The 19,259-nt window shown below is 67.7% G+C and carries 17 protein-coding genes; 14 read left to right on the forward strand and 3 right to left on the reverse strand.

All coding sequences use genetic code 11. The features are described from left to right. Window positions 1-318 precede the first annotated feature (318 nt). A complete protein-coding gene (locus ACGLHS_RS12595) occupies window positions 319-606 on the forward strand; it encodes a hypothetical protein (protein ID WP_093246874.1) in 288 nt (95 codons plus the stop codon). 329 nt (window positions 607-935) lie between these two features. On the opposite strand, the gene ACGLHS_RS12600 is transcribed toward ACGLHS_RS12595, so the two are convergent. The 3 genes from ACGLHS_RS12600 to ACGLHS_RS12610 form a co-directional block, all read right to left on the reverse strand. Further along, window positions 936-2,042, reverse strand: coding sequence for an alpha/beta fold hydrolase (locus tag ACGLHS_RS12600; RefSeq protein WP_394480071.1), 1,107 nt, complete (start codon window positions 2,040-2,042; stop codon window positions 936-938). Between the two features lie 538 nt (window positions 2,043-2,580). Beyond that, entirely contained in the window at window positions 2,581-2,925 is a 345-nt protein-coding gene (locus ACGLHS_RS12605; protein ID WP_143012602.1) for a hypothetical protein, read from the reverse strand. Window positions 2,926-3,002: 77 nt separating this feature from the next. Next, the gene (locus tag ACGLHS_RS12610; RefSeq protein WP_093246878.1) at window positions 3,003-3,824 is read right to left on the reverse strand and encodes a ferritin-like domain-containing protein; all 822 of its coding nucleotides are present in this window, start codon (window positions 3,822-3,824) and stop codon (window positions 3,003-3,005) included. A gap of 253 nt (window positions 3,825-4,077) precedes the next feature. Here ACGLHS_RS12610 and alaS point away from each other — a divergent pair, with 253 nt between their 5' ends. The 13 genes from alaS to ACGLHS_RS12675 all read left to right on the forward strand — a co-directional run bounded on the left by alaS (window position 4,078) and on the right by ACGLHS_RS12675 (window position 19,246). After that, window positions 4,078-6,702, forward strand: coding sequence for an alanine--tRNA ligase (gene alaS, locus ACGLHS_RS12615; RefSeq protein ID WP_394480074.1), 2,625 nt, complete (start codon window positions 4,078-4,080; stop codon window positions 6,700-6,702). A 38-nt stretch (window positions 6,703-6,740) separates the two neighbouring features. Beyond that, window positions 6,741-7,757 carry a 2-dehydropantoate 2-reductase gene (locus ACGLHS_RS12620; RefSeq protein WP_394480077.1) on the forward strand — a complete coding sequence of 339 codons (1,017 nt, stop codon included), beginning with the start codon at window positions 6,741-6,743 and terminating at the stop codon, window positions 7,755-7,757. 62 nt (window positions 7,758-7,819) lie between these two features. After that, on the forward strand, window positions 7,820-9,079 hold the full coding sequence (locus ACGLHS_RS12625; RefSeq protein ID WP_394480079.1) for a D-amino acid dehydrogenase: 1,260 nt from the start codon (window positions 7,820-7,822) through the stop codon (window positions 9,077-9,079). A gap of 185 nt (window positions 9,080-9,264) precedes the next feature. Continuing rightward, complete coding sequence (locus ACGLHS_RS12630) at window positions 9,265-10,251, forward strand: Bug family tripartite tricarboxylate transporter substrate binding protein (RefSeq protein ID WP_394480081.1); 987 nt, start codon at window positions 9,265-9,267, stop codon at window positions 10,249-10,251. A gap of 12 nt (window positions 10,252-10,263) precedes the next feature. Beyond that, window positions 10,264-11,079 (forward strand): SDR family oxidoreductase, encoded by an 816-nt coding sequence (locus ACGLHS_RS12635; protein WP_394480084.1) that lies wholly within the window; start codon window positions 10,264-10,266, stop codon window positions 11,077-11,079. 30 nt (window positions 11,080-11,109) lie between these two features. Further along, entirely contained in the window at window positions 11,110-11,658 is a 549-nt protein-coding gene (locus ACGLHS_RS12640) for a cupin domain-containing protein (RefSeq protein ID WP_093246884.1), read from the forward strand. 7 nt (window positions 11,659-11,665) lie between these two features. Next, the gene (locus ACGLHS_RS12645; RefSeq protein WP_394480086.1) at window positions 11,666-12,538 is read left to right on the forward strand and encodes an alpha/beta fold hydrolase; all 873 of its coding nucleotides are present in this window, start codon (window positions 11,666-11,668) and stop codon (window positions 12,536-12,538) included. Between the two features lie 39 nt (window positions 12,539-12,577). Continuing rightward, complete coding sequence (locus ACGLHS_RS12650; protein WP_093246886.1) at window positions 12,578-13,411, forward strand: IclR family transcriptional regulator; 834 nt, start codon at window positions 12,578-12,580, stop codon at window positions 13,409-13,411. A gap of 5 nt (window positions 13,412-13,416) precedes the next feature. Beyond that, on the forward strand, window positions 13,417-14,253 hold the full coding sequence (locus ACGLHS_RS12655) for an SDR family oxidoreductase (RefSeq protein WP_394480088.1): 837 nt from the start codon (window positions 13,417-13,419) through the stop codon (window positions 14,251-14,253). Then, the gene (locus ACGLHS_RS12660; protein ID WP_394480090.1) at window positions 14,246-15,949 is read left to right on the forward strand and encodes a thiamine pyrophosphate-binding protein; all 1,704 of its coding nucleotides are present in this window, start codon (window positions 14,246-14,248) and stop codon (window positions 15,947-15,949) included. Before ACGLHS_RS12655 ends, ACGLHS_RS12660 begins: the two co-directional genes overlap by 8 nt. A gap of 20 nt (window positions 15,950-15,969) precedes the next feature. Continuing rightward, window positions 15,970-16,767 (forward strand): aspartate dehydrogenase, encoded by a 798-nt coding sequence (locus ACGLHS_RS12665; RefSeq protein ID WP_394480092.1) that lies wholly within the window; start codon window positions 15,970-15,972, stop codon window positions 16,765-16,767. Between the two features lie 18 nt (window positions 16,768-16,785). Beyond that, window positions 16,786-18,261 carry an aldehyde dehydrogenase gene (locus ACGLHS_RS12670; RefSeq protein WP_394480094.1) on the forward strand — a complete coding sequence of 492 codons (1,476 nt, stop codon included), beginning with the start codon at window positions 16,786-16,788 and terminating at the stop codon, window positions 18,259-18,261. A 13-nt stretch (window positions 18,262-18,274) separates the two neighbouring features. Then, a complete protein-coding gene (locus ACGLHS_RS12675; RefSeq protein ID WP_394480096.1) occupies window positions 18,275-19,246 on the forward strand; it encodes a VOC family protein in 972 nt (323 codons plus the stop codon). Window positions 19,247-19,259 lie beyond the last annotated feature (13 nt).

The following is a 19,259-nucleotide window of genomic DNA, read 5'->3' on the forward strand; positions in this document are numbered from 1 at the left end:
AAGCGGTGGCCGGACGGCCGGAGTGATGCGCAAAGACCACTGTGCGGGCCTGAATCTGGCCGGCATCGAAAAAAATCCGGCGGCTGCCTCTTTCGCAGGCACCGCGTTGCAGGCCACGCCAGGCAAGGCTTTCGCGCAATGCGCACACGGTTTTCCACAGCATTGTCCCCATCAACCAGGGAAAACGCGTCACGACCGTGTGTTATTAGGCAAAAAGCACCGTGCCTGCAGTGAAAAGGTAGGGCGCCCGCCGACAGACGTACCGTGCTATCCGGGAGGAACATCGCCTTACCGCACTGTTGCGGGAAGGAGCGTGAAATGACGTTCGACTTCTTGTTTCGCCCGAGCCATACCGCGTACCTCCGGCGTGCGTCGGCATTGCTGGAAGAGGCACAGATGGCGCGCATCGAGCACCAGGCCGCGGCCGAGCACCACAGTGCGCTGGCCCGGATGTATGCCGAGCGCGTGCGGCGTCTGGAGAACGAGCTCTACCGGCAGCCGCGCGGCCCGGAACACGGCCCCGCGGACAGCGTTGCGGACGAACGGCCGCAGCTGTATTCGCTGGACGGAAGCCGCAAGCCGGGGCTGACGTCCTCCGCGCCGTAACCCGGTGCGCTAGCTGTGGAGCGGTTGCTGGGGGTCCGCAGGGCCCTCCGTTTCCGCATCGAGCCATTGCAGATCGCTCGGCGAGTACGGCCGGGACCATTTCATGCCGTCGAGCCGGACCCGGACCATCAGCCCGCGCACAGTGGTGACGGTACCCAGGTGATCCTGAAACCGGACCCGGGCTCCCTTCTTGGCCGGCACGTTGAACCGCGCACAAATGTGCTCATAACTCATTCGTGGACACCCCTCATGGTTTGCTTGATGTCCTCCCTGTGAACTGCGTACGCAGCTTCCGGCCATCCGGATTCAAACCCCGGGTGCCGGCAGGCCTACCGCCAGGCCATGGCGTCGATCAGCCCCAGCACCTCGGCTTCGTGGGCAATGAAGAAATCGGTGTGGTTGGCCGGCTGGAAAGTCTTTTGCAGGCTGCCGGGCGGCAGCGCCGCGAGCAACTGCGCGGCGTCTTTCGTGCGCGCGGCCTGGAAGATCTGAAGCATGTCGCTTGCGTCTTTTTCCGTTCCGGCGTCGATCCGGGCCGGTAGCCATGGAAACATGTGCTGCCGGTCGCCGGGCAGCGTCGTCAGTGCCAGGGCGGGCGTGCGCAGGGGGCGGTAGTCCGGCGAGAACCGGCGGGCCGCCTTGTACATGGCCGCCATCACCTCGGCGGGCGTGTTGTTCTGGACGCTGCCGTCGGCGTTCACCTGGAGCTTGTCGAGCAGGTCGGCCTCCATCGGCGCCGACCAGCTCTGGTTGATGCGCTTGTTGAAGGCGATGGCCGCGGCCACCGAGGCGTTGTCGGCATCGGTGGGCGAAGGCTCCGTCAGCGCGGGGTTGTCGGATTCGCCTTCCTTGCTGCCATCGGGCGTGGCGGTGGTGTAGTCGAAGTTGGTGTCCAGGTAGACGAGGCCGCGCACGCGCTCCGGATAGCGGCCGGCAAAGCGCGTGACCTGATTGCCCGCGATCGAATGGCCGGCAAGCACGATGCGGCCGATGCCGAGCGCTTCGAGCACCTCGTGCACGTCGTGGACCAGCGTGTCGGTGTCGTAGGGATGGGTGGCGTCGGGCAGCGGCTTGTCCGACTGGCCGAACCCGCGGCAGCTGATGGCGATTGCGCGCCCGCGTTGCGCCAGCGCCGGCGCGAGGCTGTTGAAGTGCGCGGCCGTGGCGCCGAAGCCCGGCAGCAGCACGAACGTGGTGCCGCCAAGGCGGTCCGACTGCCAGTCCCGCACGTGCAGCGAAACGTCGGGCGCCACGCGGATGCGGCGATCGGTGACTTTGGCCCCGGTGGACGTGGGCGGGGCTGGTGGAAACGGGCCGGAGCTGCCGCCGCCAGAGCCTCCGCCGCCGCAGCTCGCAAGAAGAAGTCCGGCCGGAAAAGCGGTTGCGGCGCGCAGCAGGTGCCTGCGCTGTTCGGAATGGAATCTGGGTGAAAACAAGAAGGGCTCCGTCAGGGAAGAATCGGGCTTCGCACCGTTGCCGGATGCGTGACCTGACGGTATCCGCGGGGCTTGCCATCGGCCTGAAGGCGAACTGAAGGTGCGCTGAAGCGAACCTGGGTCCCGGCAAGGCAGGGGCGGAATGCTGCGGGCAAAAAAATACCCGCCGAAGCGGGTTCGAGGAGCCCTGGTGGGCACTCTAAGTACGAACAGAGAGCTCTTCTTCTATGCGGCCCTGTTGCGTGACAGCACCGCCATGGTCGGCTGCGAGCGGCTCGGCCAATGTCAGTCAGAAATAGACAGTTGCCGTAGGACACTCTTAAAAACGTGAACAATTTGGCAGTTCTTATGCATGCAGGCATGTGCTTTCTCGGGTCCGCGCGCCGGAAGTGTCGGTCCTGTCTGACACGGCGATGTTGTCCGAGGGCCTAGATTTTGTGGACTCGCTTCGAAGTGCGAGTTCTCTGTGTGTGACAGCACTCAAGAGGTTCAACCCAGCCTTGCGCTGGGTTTTTTTTGCCCCGACCGCGGGGGCGGGTCAGCAAAGCTCGAAGCGGAACACCGTGGTCTGCGGATGGCTGAGCAGCGGCACGGTCACTTCGCTGGCGTGCTCCCAGGCTTCCTGCCAGGCGCGCGCGCTGGCGATCTGCGCCTCTGCCATGGTCCGGGCGCCGGACTCCATCTGGCTTGCCCACGCCCGGTAGCACTTCAGCACCTGGGCAGGTCCGCCGATGCGCTGCTCCAGCACCCTGATGAACGTGAAGCGCACTTCCATGAGATCCCGCAGCGAGAGGCTCGTGCCGTCGAGGTGCACCGTGTAGGGCTGCTCGTGACTGTCGTGGTGGTCGAACATCGAATCCGAATGCAAAAGAGCGGCGCTCAATTCGGCGGGCGTGGTGCGCTGCTCGTTAAAGGAAGATCCCGAAGCCCCGCCATGGGACTGGAAAGCGGCGGGCGCGCTCAGCGCAAAAACACATGCTGCATGAACTGCTTGATCGGGTACTGGATCACCGTCTGCACCCGCGCCGGAAGCTCCAGCGGGCGCATCAGCATCTTGAGCGTCGTGCCCGCGCTCAGGTTGGTGCGGATGGTGCTGTTCATGCGCGCACTCAGCTGCTGCACATAGGCCGTGTCTTCGGCACGGGCTGGCGCGCGGGCCTTCACCACGTGGCGGATCGCGCAGTCGGCGTCTTCGCTCTTGAGTTCCAGCGTGCGCCGGCCGATGGTGCCGAACACGCGGAAGCGGCTGAGTCGCTCCTGCTCGCGGTAGCGGCGGAAGAAGCGGTAGAAGTGCTTGTAGTGGTTGACCTCGTCGGTCGCGATGCGGGTCGCGAGGTCGCGCAGCACCGGCTCGGTGGTGCTGCGGGCCATGGCGCGGTAGTAGGTGGCGGTGCCGGTCTCGACCACGCAGCGCGCGGTCATCTCGAGGGCGCGGGTGGGGGCCAGCAGCTCGACCTTGCAATAGGTCGCGTACTCCTCGAGAAAGCCGTTGTAGGCCCTGTCCCATTCGAACTCTGGCCAGACGTGACGCACGTAGGCGCGCAATGCCTTGCCGTGCTGCAGTTCTTCGGCTTCCCAGTAGTTCGAGAGCCAGTCGGTGACCTCGTCGTCGCCCCGGAAGAAGTCCACCAGGTTGTGCGTGTAAAGGTCCGACCCGCTTTCGATGAACGAGGCGGAAGTCACCAGGTAGAAAAGATTCTCGTCCGGACGCACCTCGTCGAGCGCGATGCGCGAGAAATCGAGATCCTCGATCTTCCAGTGTTCGGCCTCTTGACGTGCCATTCGGGCTCCTTGATTCATGTCGTACATATGAATAGGACGAAGCCGACCGTCTTTGGTTCGACCGAGTCGCTTCAGCGCGCCATATTAGCCGCGGCGCCCGGATCATGCAGTTTGCCCCTGTCGGGGCCGGGCGCCATAGCCAAACCTATAATCGTTTGTTCAAGCAAATCAAGCAGTTAGGCCGGTTCGCCGCAGTGGGTTCGACGAGAGGTCGCCATCGCAGGGCCGCCCTCGACAGAAGACGAATCCAAAGATGAGCCAGCCCACATTCACGGTCGCGGACATCCGCAAGACCTTTCTCGATTTCTTCGCCTCCAAGGGCCACACGGTGGTGCCCTCCAGCTCGCTGGTGCCGGGCAACGATCCGACCCTCATGTTCACCAACTCGGGCATGGTCCAGTTCAAGGACGTGTTCCTCGGTGAAGACAAGCGCCCCTACGTGCGCGCCGCCTCGGTCCAGGCGTGCCTGCGCGCCGGCGGCAAGCACAACGACCTCGAGAACGTGGGCTACACCGCGCGTCACCACACCTTCTTCGAGATGCTGGGCAACTGGAGCTTCGGCGATTACTTCAAGCGCGAATCGCTCACCTGGGCCTTCGAGCTGCTGACCCAGGTCTACAAGCTGCCGGCCGAAAAACTCTGGGCCACCGTCTACATCGAGGACGACGAGGCCTACGACATCTGGACCAAAGAGATCGGCCTGCCGCCTGAGCGCGTCGTGCGCATCGGCGACAACAAGGGCGGCCGCTACATGTCCGACAACTTCTGGATGATGGCCGACACCGGCCCGTGCGGCCCGTGCTCCGAAATCTTCTACGACCACGGCCCCGAGATCCCCGGCGGCCCGCCCGGCTCGCCCGATGAAGACGGCGACCGCTACATCGAGATCTGGAACAACGTGTTCATGCAGTTCGACATGCAGCCCGATGGCTCGGTCAAGAAACTGCCCGCACCCTGCGTCGACACCGGCATGGGCCTGGAGCGCCTGGCGGCCATCCTGCAGCACGTGCACAGCAACTACGAGATCGACATCTTCGATGCGCTCATCAAGGCTGCGGCCCGCGAGACCGGCGAGAAGGACCTGGGCAACAACTCGCTGCGCGTGATCGCCGACCACATCCGCGCCACCTCGTTCCTGGTGGCCGACGGCGTGATCCCGTCGAACGAAGGCCGCGGCTACGTGCAGCGCCGCATCGTTCGCCGTGCCATCCGCCATGGCTACAAGCTGGGCCAGAAGAAACCGTTCTTCCACAAGCTGGTGCCCGACCTCGTCAAGCTGATGGGCGATGCGTACCCCAAGCTCGTGGCCGATGAAAAGCGCATCACCGAAACGCTGAAGGCCGAAGAAGAACGCTTCTTCGAGACGCTGGCCAACGGCATGGAAATCCTCGACGCGGCCCTGGCCGGCGGCGCCAAGACGCTGCCGGGCGAAGTCGCCTTCAAGCTGCACGACACCTACGGCTTTCCGCTCGACCTGTCGGCCGACGTCTGCCGCGAACGCGGCGTGAGCGTCGACGAAGCCGGCTTCAACGTCGCCATGGAAAAGCAGAAGGCCGCGGGCCGTGCGGGCGGCAAGTTCAAGATGGACCGCAACGTCGAATACACCGGCGCGGGCAACATCTTCACCGGCTACGACCACCTCGAAGAAAACGCGAAGGTCGTCGCGCTGTACCTCGAAGGCACGGCCGTGCAGGAGCTGAAAGAAGGCCAGAGCGGCATCGTCGTGCTCGACACCACCCCGTTCTATGCCGAGAGCGGCGGTCAGGTCGGTGACCAGGGCGTGCTGATCGCCGAAGGCGTTCAGTTCGGCGTCGAAGACACGCTGAAGATCAAGGCCGACGTGTTCGGCCACCACGGCACGCAAACCCAAGGCACGCTCAAGGTCGGCGATGCGGTCAAGGCTGCGGTCGACACCGCGCGCCGCGCCGCCACCATGCGCAACCACTCGGTCACCCACCTGATGCACAAGGCCCTGCGCGAAGTGCTCGGCGACCACGTGCAGCAGAAGGGCTCGCTGGTCGATGCCGACAAGACGCGCTTCGACTTTGCGCACAACGCACCCGTCACGCACGAGCAGATCGTCGAGATCGAAAAGCGCGTGAACGCCGAAGTGCTGGCCAACGTCGCCACGCAGGCGCGCGTGATGGACATGGAATCGGCCCAGAAGACCGGCGCCATGATGCTGTTCGGCGAGAAGTACGGCGAGACCGTGCGCGTGCTCGACATCGGCACCAGCCGCGAATTGTGCGGCGGCACGCACGTCGGCCGCACCGGCGACATCGGCCTGTTCAAGATCGTCAGCGAAGGCGGCGTGGCCGCCGGCGTGCGCCGCATCGAAGCGGTCACTGGCGCCAATGCGCTGTCGTACCTGCAAGACCTCGAATCGACCGTGCACAGCGTGGCCGCCACGCTCAAGTCGCCGGCCGCCGAGCTGCAGGGCCGGCTTGCGCAGGTGCTGGAGCAGGTGAGAGCGCTGGAGCGCGAAGTGGGCGCGCTCAAGGGCAAGCTCGCATCGTCCAAGGGCGACGAACTGCTGGCGCAGGCCATCGACGTCAACGGCATCAAGGTGCTCGCGGCCAAGCTCGACGGCGCCGACGCCAAGACGCTGCGCGACACCATGGACAAGCTGAAGGACAAGCTCAAGACCGCCGTGATCGTGCTGGCCGCCGCCGATGGCGACAAGGTGCAGATCGCGGCCGGCGTCACCGCCGACAGCACTGGCAAGGTCAAGGCCGGCGAGCTGGTCAACTTCGTGGCCCAGCAGGTCGGTGGCAAGGGCGGCGGCAAGGCCGACATGGCCATGGCCGGCGGCACCGATGCGGCAGGCCTTCCGGCCGCGCTGAAGTCGGTGCAGGCCTGGGTCGCCGAACGCGCCTGACGCACCGCCGGTCAACTTCCACACAAAGCAACCACTTCATGCCTGACGCGATCCCCGGTGAAGTGCTTGTGATGGGGGCCGGCACCATCGGTTGCTTCATCGGCGGCAGCCTCGCGGCGGCCGGTGTGCCCGTGACCTTCGTCGGCCGTCCGCGCGTGCTGGAAACGCTCGCGCGCAACGGCCTGACGCTCAGCGACATCGACGGCGGCAACCGCAAACTCCCGGCTTCCGCGTTGCGCCTGTGCGAACAGGTGCCCGTGGGTGCCCGGCCCGCGCTGGTGCTGCTCTGCGTGAAGAGCGGGGCCACGGCCGAGGCGGCGAGCGAGCTGGCCTTTGCGCTGCCCGCCGGTACCGCGGTGGTCTCGCTGCAGAACGGTATTTCCAATTGCGCGGCCGCGTCGCAGGCCGGCCCGTCGCTCAATGTGCTGCCTGGCATGGTGCCGTACAACGTGGCCGAGATCGGCGACGGCGCCTTCCACCGCGGCACGCCCGGCCGGCTCGCCGCCGGCGACGACGCGGCGCTGCGTCCCTGGCTGCCGGTGTTCGAGCGCGCCGGCGTGCCGCTCGACCTGCACGCCGACCTGCTGCCCGTGCAGTGGGGCAAGCTGCTGCTGAACCTCAACAACCCCGTCAATGCGCTCTCGGGCCTGCCGCTGCGTGCGGAACTGATGCAGCGCGGCTACCGGCGCTGCTTCGCGGCGCTCATCGACGAGGCGCTGGGCGTGCTCCACGTTGCCGGCATTGCGCCGGCGCAGGTCGCGGCCGTTCCGGCGCAGCGGCTGTCGGGCCTGCTGCGGCTGCCCGACTGGCTGTTCCGCATCGTCGCGGCGCGCATGCTGCGCATCGACGCCAAGGCTCGCTCCAGCATGGCCGACGACCTGGCGCTGGGCCGCCGCACCGAGATCGACGCGCTCAGCGGCGAGGTGGTGCGGCTTGCGCAAGAGCACGGCCTGAGCGCGCCGCGCAACGCGCGCATGGTCGCCTTGCTCGATGCGTGGCCGCAACGGCCCAAGCCGTGGCCGGCACGCCAATTGCAGGATTCGCTGGGCCTGTAGCGCCCGTCCTGTACCAAGCCCTGTACCCTCGGGAGCGTCGCGGCTTTCAAAGGGTTGTTCTCATGCAGGTCCTGATTCTCGGCAGCGGTGTCATCGGCACCTCGGTGGCTTACTACCTGGCGCGCGCCGGGCACGAGGTGACGGTGCTGGAGCGCCAGGCGGCGCCTGCGCTCGAAACCAGCTTCGGCAATGCGGGCGAAGTCTCGCCTGGCTACTCGGCGCCCTGGGCCGGGCCCGGCGTGCCGGTCAAGGCGATCAAGTGGATGCTGATGCAGCACAGCCCGCTGGTCATCAAGCCCATGCTCGATCCGGCCATGTGGCGCTGGGGCCTGTCGATGCTGCGCAATTGCACGCAGGCGCGCTACGAGATCAACAAGGGCCGCATGGTGCGGTTGGCCGAATACAGCCGCGACTGCCTGAAGGCCCTGCGCGCCGACACCGGCATTCAGTACGACGAGCGCATGCAGGGCACGCTGCAGCTGTTCCGCACGCAGCAGCAGCTCGACGGCACGGCAAAAGACGTCGAAGTGCTCAAGGCCTCGGGCGTGCCCTACCAGGTGCTCGACCGCGAAGGCTGCGTGCCCTACGAGCCCGCGCTCGCCATGGTCAAGGAGAAGTTCGTCGGCGGCCTGCGCCTGCCGGGCGACGAGACCGGCGACTGCTTCAAGTTCACGCAGGCCCTGGCCAGGCTGGCCGAGGCCCACGGCGTGAAGTTCAGGTTCGGCGTGAACATCCAGGCCCTCGACCATGACGCGGGCAAGGGTGTGACGGCCGTGCGCACCGACGCGGGCCACTTCACCGCAGACCGCTACGTGGTCGCGCTCGGTAGCTATTCGCCCGCGCTGGTCAGGCCGCTGGGCATTCGCCTGCCGGTGTATCCGGTCAAGGGCTTCTCGATCACCGTGCCCATCACCGATGCGCGTGGCGCGCCCGAATCCACCGTGATGGACGAGACCTTCAAGGTCGCCGTCACCCGCCTGGGCGACCGCATCCGCGTCGGCGGCACCGCGCAGCTCTCGGGCTTCGACCTGAAGCTCGATGCGGGCCGCCGCGACACGCTCGAACACGTCGTGACCGATCTCTTTCCGAAGGGCGGCAACGTGCGCGACGCCTCCTTCTGGACCGGCCTGCGCCCCATGACGCCCGACGGCACGCCGGTGATCGGCAACACGCACATCCCCAACCTGATGCTGAGCACCGGGCACGGCACGCTGGGCTGGACCATGGCCGTCGGCACCGGCCGCGTGATGGCCGACCTGATCGCCGGGAAGGCCCCCGGCATCGACATGGAAGGCCTGACCGTGGCGCGCTACGGCGGCTGAGTCCGCGCCTCGCGGCAACGCGCATCCCGAACAGGGCGCCCCGAAAGGGCGCCCTGTTTTCGTTGGGTTGCAACTCTCAGGGTTTTCACTTAGTCATGAAGTTGTCTTCCTCGTTATTCTTCGTGGCGTTCCATTAATAAATCGTTGTTTCTTTAGTGAAACAAAACCGATCCAAACGGACCCCGATGAAACACACCCGCCGTCATGCCATCGCCGCCGCCATTTCCATGGCTGCCGCTTGCGCCACCGGACTCGCCTGGGCCGACGCCTATCCGAGCAAGCCGATCACGCTGATCGTCGCCTATCCGGCCGGTGGCGACACCGACGCGCTGGCGCGGCTCTTCGCCGAGAAGCTGGCAACGCGCATGGGCCAGCCCGTGGTGGTCGACAACCGCCCCGGCGCCAGCGGCATCATCGGCAGCGCCTATGTGTCGAAGGCGGCACCCGATGGCTACACGCTGCTGCTCGCGCCCAGCACCTTCTCGATCGCGCAACTGGTGCTCAAGACCAATGGCGCCTCGGCCTACGACGTGCTCAACGGCTTCACACCGATCGTGCAGACGGGCAGCCAGCCGCTGTTCCTGGTGGCGAGTGCCGGCAGCGGCTTCACCAGCCTGAAGGACGCCGTCGCCGCCGGCAAGGGCGCAGGCAAGTCGCTGTCGTATGCCAGCCCGGGCAGCGGCTCGCCGATGCACATCCTGGGCGAGATGTTCGCCCGCGCCTCGGGCACGAACCTCGCGCACGTGCCGTACAAGGGCGTCGCGCCCGCCGTCAACGACGTGCTGGGCGGCCATGTGCCGGTGACCTTCATCACCCTGGGCCCGGTGGCGCCTTACTTCTCCAACGGCAAGCTGCTGCCGCTGGCCGTGGCCTCGCGCGAGCGTTCGCCGCTCGCGCCCAAGGTGCCGACGCTGGCCGAGCTGGGCTACAAGGACGTCGAGGTCACGGCCTGGAACGGCCTCTGGGGCCCGCGCCACCTGTCGCCCGAGATCGTGAAGACGCTCAACGGCCACTTCAACGAAATCCTCAAGATGCCCGAGATCGTCGCGCGCATGGCGGTGCTCGGCACCGCGCCCGTGGGCGGCGACGCCGACGTGCTCGGCAAGACCAACGCCGCCGACTTCACGCGCTTCGGCAAGGTCATCAAGGAACTCGGCATCCAGGCCGACTGAGACTGAACACCCATGTCCGAACTCAAAGCCATTCCCGATCCTTCGAGTCTGCAGTCGCTGCTGGCCGAACTGCCCGCCAACCTGCTGGCCGGCCGCCGCGTCCTCGTGACCGGTGGCGCGCGCGGCCTGGGCCTTGCGTTCGCGCAGTGCATCGCCGCGGCAGGCGCCAGCGTGGTGTTGGCCGACATCCTCGGCGAGCTGGCCGAGACCGAGGCGAAGGCGCTGCGTGAAGCCGGCCACAAGGCGCACGCGCTGACCGTCGACCTGGCGGACCCCGCGTCCATCGACGCTTGCGCCGGCGAAGCGATCCGCCTGCTCGGCGGCCTCGACGGCCTCGTCAACAACGCCGCCATCACCAACTCGGGTGGCCGCGATGCGCACCAGCTCGACATCGACACGTGGGACCGCGTGATGAACGTCAACGTGCGCGGCAGCTGGCTCATGGGCCGCGCCTGCCGGCCGGCACTCGCGGCAAGCGGCCGTGGCGCGGTCGTCAACCTGGCTTCCGACACCGCGCTCTGGGGCGCGCCCAACCTGCTGGCCTATGCGTCGAGCAAGGGCGCCGTCGTTTCCATGACGCGCTCGCTGGCGCGCGAATGGGGCGGCGACCACATCACCGTCAACGCCGTGGCACCGGGCCTCACGCTGGTCGAGGCCACCGAGTACGTGCCGATGGCGCGCCACCAGAAATACCTCGAAGGCCGCGCCATTCCGCGCGAGCAGCAGGCCGCCGACGTGTGCGGCGCCGCGCTGTACCTGCTTTCCGGCCTCGCACGCTTCGTGACGGGCCAGCTGCTGGCCGTCAACGGCGGCTTTGTCATGCACTGAACGAATTTTTCCGACGAAGGAGTGACCCCCATGAGCGATTTGTCCGAACAGCAGAAGATCAACGATGCGGCTGGCACCACGCTGGCGCAGCCCGAGGGCAGCAGCCTTGCCGAGTGGATGAACACCCGCATCGCGCGCTACGAAACCCGCAAGTACGACTGGGACGCGCTGAAGTTCCAGGCCGACTTCGACCCCAAGTTCCGCCGCGCGCAGATGCGCTACGTGGGCACCGGCGGCACCGGCGTGGCGAAAGACGTCAACACCGTGCCCGCCGAGCACTTCACCTTCTCCACCATGGTGATCCCGGCCGGCCATGAAGGCCCGCCGCACCTGCACACCGACGTGGAAGAAGTGTTCTTCCTGATCCGCGGCAAGCTGAAGGTCGTGATCGAGAAGGACGGCGAGCGCTTCGAAACCATCATGACCGACCGCGACCTCATCTCGGTGCCGCCGGGCGTGTACCGCGAAGAGATCAACATCGGCGACGAAGACGCGCTGATGTGCGTGATGCTCGGCGCCAAGAAGCCCGTGACGCCGACCTATCCGGCCGATCACCCGCTCGCCAAGATCAAGCGCTGAGCCCGGCATGAGCGACGCGATGGCCACCGACGCACAGGCGCTGCCCGCTTCCGAGCTGGCGCTGCTCGACGCACTTTTTCCGGCGCGCTCGGTGCCGGTCGGCGGCGGCGCCGTGGTGTCGGTGCGCGAGCGCGGCACGGGCCCGGCGATCGTGTGCCTGCACGGCATCGGCTCGGGCGCGGCCTCGTGGCTCAACGTCGCGTTGCTGCTTGCACCGCAGGCCCGCCTGATCGCGTGGGATGCACCGGGCTACGGTGCATCGACGCCGCTCGCGTCCACCACGCCAACTGCAGCCGACTACGCCGGGCGGCTGCATGCCCTGCTCGATGCGCTCGACGTGCCATCGTGCGTGCTCGTCGGCCATTCGCTCGGCGCGCTCACCGCCGGCGCTGCCGCGCGCGGCGGCTCGGCTTTGGCTTCGCGCATCCGCCGCCTCGTGCTCATCAGCCCGGCCGCCGGCTACGGTGCCCCGTCGCGCGCCGAAGCCCGCGCCAAGGTGCATGCCGAGCGGCTTGCCACGCTCGACGAACTGGGCATCGCCGGCATGGCCGCGAAACGCTCGGGCCGCCTCGTGGCCGATGGCGCCAGCGAACTCGCGCGCCAATGGGTGCGCTGGAACATGGCGCGCCTGAACGACGGCGGCTACCGCCAGGCCGTCGAGCTGCTGTGCAACGGCGACCTGCTGGCCGACCTGCCGCCCGCCATGCCGGTGCGCGTGGCCTGTGGCACGCTCGATGTCGTCACCACGCCGGAGGCCTGCACCCAGGTCGCGCAACGCTGCGGGGTGGCGCTCGAACCCATCGAAGGCGCGGGCCACGCCAGCTACGTGGAACAGCCGCAGGCCGTTGCCGCGCTGCTGCGCGAAGCGCTCGCCGCCTGACCGGGTACCCGGAACAACCAACCCCAACAACCAACGATCATGGCCAACGACAACGAAGTGATGGAAGAGGGCGCCGACCGCTACAACGTGCCCGCGCTCGAGCGCGGCCTGCGCGTGCTGTGCGAGTTCAGCCGCGAAAGCCGCACGCTCTCCGCGCCCGAGCTGGCGCGCCGCTTCGACCTGCCGCGCTCGACCGTGTTCCGCCTGCTCACCACGCTGGAGAACATGGGCTTTCTGGAACGCGCCGAAGGCGGCCGCGACTACCGGCTCGGCCTTGCGGTGCTGCGCCTGGGCTTCGAGTACCTGGCGTCGCTCGAGCTCACGCAGCTCGGCACGCCGCTGCTTAACCGCCTGTGCGACGAACTGCGCACGCCCTGCAACCTCGTGGTGCGCGACGGCCGCTCGATCGTCTACGTCGCCAAGGTCGCGCCGCCCACGCCGTTCGCCAGCTCTGTCACCGTGGGCACGCGCCTGCCGGCCCACGCCACGGTGCTGGGCCGCGTGCTGCTCGAAGACCTCACGCTGCCGCAATTGCGCGCGCTCTACCCCGAAGACAAGCTCGAGACCTTCTCGCCGAGCACGCCCAAGACCGTGAACGAACTCTTCGACATGGTGCAGGCCGACCGCTCGCGCGGCTATGTGCTGGGCGAAGGCTTCTTCGAGTCGAACATCTCCAGCATCGCCGCGCCGGTGCGCGACCACAGCGGCCACATCGTGGCGGCGCTGGGCGCAACCATCACCTCGGGCCACATCGAAGAAAACCGCATGGACGAGATGGTGCTGCGCGTGCGCAGCACGGCCGAGGAAATCTCGGGCCTGCTGAACTATTCGCCTGCACGCGCCAGCAAGGTGGTGCCGCTTCGCAGCGCCTGAAGGTCATGACGATGCACGCACCTTCTTCCTTCTTTGCCGCCGATGCGCTGGCCGGCCGCGTGGCCGTGGTCACGGGCGGTTCGTCGGGCATCGGCCTCGCGACCGTCGAGCTGCTGCTCGGCTGCGGCGCCTCGGTCGCCCTGTGCGGCCGCAATGCCGAACGGCTGGACGACGCCGTGTCGGACCTGAGCGCGCGGCATCCCGGTGCGAAGCTCTTCGCACAGCCTTGCGATGTGCTCGACGGCGCATCGGTCAGGGCCTTCGCGGCCGCCAGCGAGGCCGCGCTCGGCCCGGCCTCGATGCTCGTCAACAACGCAGGGCAGGGCCGCGTCTCGACCTTCGCCAACACCGACGACGCGGCCTGGACCGAAGAGCTGAACCTGAAGTTCTTCTCCGTCATCAACCCCACGCGCGCCTTCCTGCCGCAGCTCGCGGCGCAGCGCGCAGCGCTCGGCGATGCCGCCATCGTCTGCGCCAACTCGTTGCTGGCGCGCCAGCCCGAGCCGCACATGGTCGCCACCTCGGCCGCACGCGCGGGCCTGTTGAACCTCGTGCGTTCGATGGCCACCGAGTTCGCGCCGCAGGGCGTGCGCGTCAATGGCATCCTGATCGGGCTGGTCGAGTCGGGCCAGTGGCGCCGCCGCTTCGAGGCGCGCGAAGACAAATCGCAGGACTGGGCCGCCTGGAGCGGCCAGCTCGCGCAGAACAAACACATCCCGCTGGGTCGCCTGGGGCTTCCGACCGAAGCCGCACGCGCGATCCTTTTCCTCGCTTCGCCCCTCGCGTCCTACACGACGGGCAGTCACATCGATATCTCCGGAGGCCTGTCGCGCCATGCATGAACCCACGAACAACAACACGGTCACGGTCGGCGCGGTCGTCGCGGCCTTTCTCGAGCAGTGCGGCGTCAAGGCGGCGTTCGGCGTGATCTCGATCCACAACATGCCGATCCTCGATGCCTTCGCGCAGCGCGGCATGGTTCGCTTCATCTCCTCGCGCGGCGAGGCGGGCGCGGGCAACATGGCCGACGCCTATGCGCGCTCCACCGCCAGCCTGGGCGTGTGCATCACCAGCACAGGCCCGGCCGCGGGCAACATCGCGGGCAGCCTGGTCGAGGCGCTGACCGCCGGCGCACCGCTGTTGCACATCACCGGGCAGATCGAGACGCCGTACCTCGACAAGGGCATGTCGTACATCCACGAGGCACCCGACCAGCTCACCATGCTCAAGGCGGTGTCGAAGGCGGCGCTGCGCGTGCGCAGCGTGGAGACGGCGCTCGGCACGCTCAAGCGCGCGGTGCAGCTTGCGCTGACGGCGCCCACCGGTCCGGTGAGCGTGGAGATCCCGATCGACATCCAGTCGGCGCTCATGACGATGCCCGCCGACCTGTCGCCGCTGCCCATCGAGCGGCCTGTGCCATCGGCCGCCGCGCTCGACGCGCTGGCCGCGCGCCTGGCGACCGCCAAGCGCCCGCTGCTGTGGATCGGTGGCGGTGCACGCCACGCCCGCAGTGCGATCCAGCGCCTGCAGAAGCTCGGCTTCGGCGTGGTCACCACCACGCAGGGCCGTGGCACCGTGCCCGAAGACGATGCCGGCTCGCTCGGCGCCTACAACATCCAGAAGCCGGTCGAGGCCTTCTATCAGACCTGCGACGCGATGCTGGTGGTGGGCTCGCGCCTGCGCGGCAACGAAACGCTCAAGTACGAACTGAAGCTGCCGCGCCCGCTGTACCGCATCGACGCCGATGCCGCCGTTGAAGGCCGCTGCTACGCCTCCGAAGCGTTCGTCTGCGGCGACTCGGCGCTCGCGCTCGAAGGCCTGGCGGATCGCCTCGAGGCAACGGGCTACTGCGCCGACGCGCAACTGCTGGTCGATCTGCGCGCTGCGCACGACCAGGCCGTGGCAACGCTGCGCGACGGCCTCGGCCCGTACGCCGAACTCGTGCGCCGCATCCAGTCGGCAGCGGGCCGCAATTTCAACTGGGTGCGCGACGTCACCGTCTCCAACAGCACCTGGGGCAACCGCGAGTTGCGCATCTTCGAGCCCAGCGCCGGCGTGCATGCCACGGGCGGCGGCATCGGGCAGGGCATGCCGATGGCGATCGGTGCGGCCATCGGCGCGGCAGTCACCGGCTCGGGCCGCAAGACCTTCTGCCTGGCCGGCGACGGCGGCTTCATCCTGAACCTGGGCGAACTGGCCTGCATGGTGCAGGAGAAGGCGCCCATGGTGATCGTGCTCATGAACGACAAGAGCTATGGCGTCATCAAGAACATCCAGGACGCGCAATACGGCGGCCGCCAGTGCTACGCCGAGCTGCATACGCCCGACTACGACCTGCTGTGCAAGTCGATCGCGCTGCCGCACGCTTGCGTGAAAGACCTGGCCGACCTGCCGGCGCGGCTGGGCGAGGCACTGTCCACCGACGGCCCGTTCCTGCTGGAGATCGACATGCTCTCCATCGGTGGCTTCAAGACCAGCTTTGCCGGCCCGCCGACGAACACGGTCACGCAGATCCCTGCGCTCGGCACGGCCAAGTGACAGCGCGCAAGGCCTCTTCCATGACCGCCATCACACGCATCGCACTTGTCGGCTGCGGCGCCATCGGCACCGCCGTGCTCGAACTGCTCCGGGGCGATCCGGCCCTCCGGGTGACGGTCATCGTCGTGCCCGCCGAAGGCATCGCCGCCGCACAGCAGGCCGTGCCTGGCGCGCAGGTCCTGAGCGCGGTGCCCGTCGCCGGCATCGACCTCGTGGTCGAGACGGCCGGCCACGCGGCCATCGAAGAGCATGTGCTGCCAGCGCTCGCGCGCGGCACGCCTTGCGTGGTTGCCTCGGTCGGCGCGCTGTCGGCCACAGGGCTTGCCGAAAAGCTCGAAGCCGCCGCCGTCGCGGGCCGCACGCAGGTGCAGTTGATCCCCGGCGCCATCGGCGGCATCGATGCGCTCGCCGCCGCCCGCATCGGCGGCCTCGACAGCGTGCGCTACACCGGCCGCAAGCCGCCGAAGGCCTGGAAGGGCACGCCGGCCGAGCAGGGCCGCGACCTCGATGCGCTGGCGCACGAAACCGTGATCTTCGAAGGCAGCGCGCGCGAAGCCGCCTTGCTGTACCCGAAGAACGCGAACGTCGCGGCCACCGTGTCGCTGGCGGGCCTCGGCCTCGACAAGACGCTGGTGCGCCTGATCGCCGACCCCGCCACCGCCGAGAACGTGCACACGGTCGAAGCCGAGGGCGCCTTCGGCAGCTTCGCGCTGACCATGCGCAACAAGCCGCTCGCGGCCAACCCCAAGACCTCTGCGCTCACCGTCTACAGCGCGGTGCGTGCCCTGCGCAACCGGGCCGCGGCCCTGGTCATCTGAGCTGCTTTTTTCACCACCATGATTTCTTCCGAACTTCTTCCGATCTGCATTGCCGGCGAATGGCGCCTGGGCGGCGGCGATGTGTATGAAAGCCTCTACCCGGCCACGGGCGAGCCCATCGCGCGCCTGAAGGCCGCGAGCCTTGCCGATGTCGAGGAGGCCATCACACGCGCCGACCACGCCTTCCGCACCAGCGGCTGGGCGCAGCGCCTGCCGCACGAACGCGCGGCCGTGCTGCACCGCGTGGCGCAACTGATCCGCGAAGAAAGCGAATCGCTCGCGCAGAAGCAGCGCCTGGACAACGGCAAGCCCATCAACGAAACGCGCAACCTCGTGGCGAGCGCTGCGGGCACCTTCCAGTTCTTCGCCGCCGCGCTGGAGACGCTCGAAGAAACCATCACCCCGTCGCGCGGCGCGTTCGTCACGATGAGCGTGCACGAGCCCATGGGCGTGGTCGCCGCGATCACACCGTGGAACTCGCCGATTGCGAGCGAAGCGCAGAAGCTCGCACCCGCGCTGGCGGCCGGCAACGCGGTGGTCGTCAAGCCCGCCGAAGTGACGCCGCTCATGGCGCTGGAACTCGCGCGCATCTGCGAGAAGGCCGGCGTGCCCAAGGGCATCGTCAGCGTGCTGCCGGGCAAGGGCTCGGTGATCGGCGACGCGATCACCAAGCACCCGCTGGTCAAGCGCGTGTCGTTCACCGGTGGCACCACCACCGGCAAGCACATCGCCCACATCGCGGCCGACAAGATGATGCCGGTGTCGCTGGAGCTGGGCGGCAAGTCGCCGACCATGGTGCTGGACGATGCCGACCTCGACCATGCGGTGAACGGCGTGCTCTACGGCATCTTCAGTTCGTCGGGCGAGTCGTGCATCGCGGGCTCGCGCCTGTTCGTGGCGCGCGGCATCTACGACGAGTTCCTCACGCGGCTGGCCGAAGGCGCCAACGCACTGCGCGTGGGCGACCCGGCTTCGGAGCGCACGCAGATGGGCCCGCTCATCACGGCCAAGCACCGCGAGGGCATCGAGCGCTACGTGGACCTCGGCGTGTCCGAAGGCGGCCGGATTCGCACGGGCGGCGTACGCCCGCACGGCGACGGCTATGACCGTGGCTACTTCTACAAGCCGACCATCATCGAAGGCCTGGACAACAGCGCGCGCATCAGCCAGGAAGAGATCTTCGGCCCGGTGCTGGTCGCGATGCCTTTCGACGACGAAGCCTCGCTGATCGCCCAGGCCAACGACAGCGTGTATGCGCTGGCAGCCGGCGTGTGGAGCCGCGACTTCAAGCGCGCCTGGAAGCTCGGCCGCGCGGTGCAGGCCGGCACGGTCTGGGTCAATACCTACAAGCAGTTCTCGGTCTCCACGCCCTTCGGTGGCTGGCGCGACAGTGGCCTGGGCCGCGAGAAGGGCCGCGAGGGCATCTTCCAGTACATGGAGCAGAAGAGCATGTACTGGGGCACGAATGAACAACCGCTCCCGTGGGCGAACTGAACAGGACACCACCATGAGCGTTCTCGGCATCGACCAGATCACCTACGGGGCAGACGACCTGCCCACCTGCCGCCGCTTCTTCGAAGACTGGGGCCTCGCGCTGAAGTCGGAAGCGACCGACGAACTCGTCTTTGAATGCCTCAACGGCTGCAAGGTGGTCGTCGCAGCATTGGACAAGCCGGGCCTGCCGCCCGCAATGGAAGAAGGCCCGACGCTGCGCGAAGTGGTGTGGGGCGTCGAAAGCGATGCGGACCTCGACCGCTACGCCGCCGCCATCGCACACGACACAGGCTTCTTCGACAGCACGGTCGATGGCGCGCGCCGCATCGGCTGCATCGACCCCAACGGCCTCGCCGTGCGTCTGCAGGTCAGCCGCAAGCACGCCGTCGACGTCGATTGCGGCGCCATGAACACCTGGAACGCCAAGCCGCGCATCAACCAGGCCGCGCCGATCTACGACCACGCGACGCCCATCGAAGTCGGCCATGTGGTGTTCTTCGTCAACGACGTGAAAAGCACCAGTGCTTTCTATGCCGAGCGCTTCGGCTTCATCGCGTCCGACAGCTACCCGAACCGCGGCGCCTTCATGCGCTGCGCGGCCGAGGGCGGCCACCACGACCTGTTCCTGCTGCAGATTCCCTCGGGCAAGCGCGGGCTGAACCACGTGGCCTTCACCGTGCGCGACATCCACGAGGTCTTCGGCGGTGGCCTGCACTTCTCGCGCCGCGGCTGGGAAACGCAGCTCGGCCCGGGCCGCCACCCGGTGTCGTCGGCGTACTTCTGGTACTTCAAGAACCCGGCCGGCGGCCTCATCGAGTACTACGCCGACGAAGACCAGCTCACCGCCGACTGGCAGCCGCGCGAGTTCGAACCCGGCCCGACGGTGTTCGCCGAATGGGCCGTCGATGGCGGCCTCGATGGCAACACCCGCCGCCAGAAGAACGCCGAAGGCCCGAAAGGCGCGTTCCTTACCGAAAAGAAATAAGTCCCTCGATCCG

The organism is Variovorax sp. VaC1, assembly GCF_043658315.1.
Lineage (GTDB): Bacteria > Pseudomonadota > Gammaproteobacteria > Burkholderiales > Burkholderiaceae_C > Variovorax.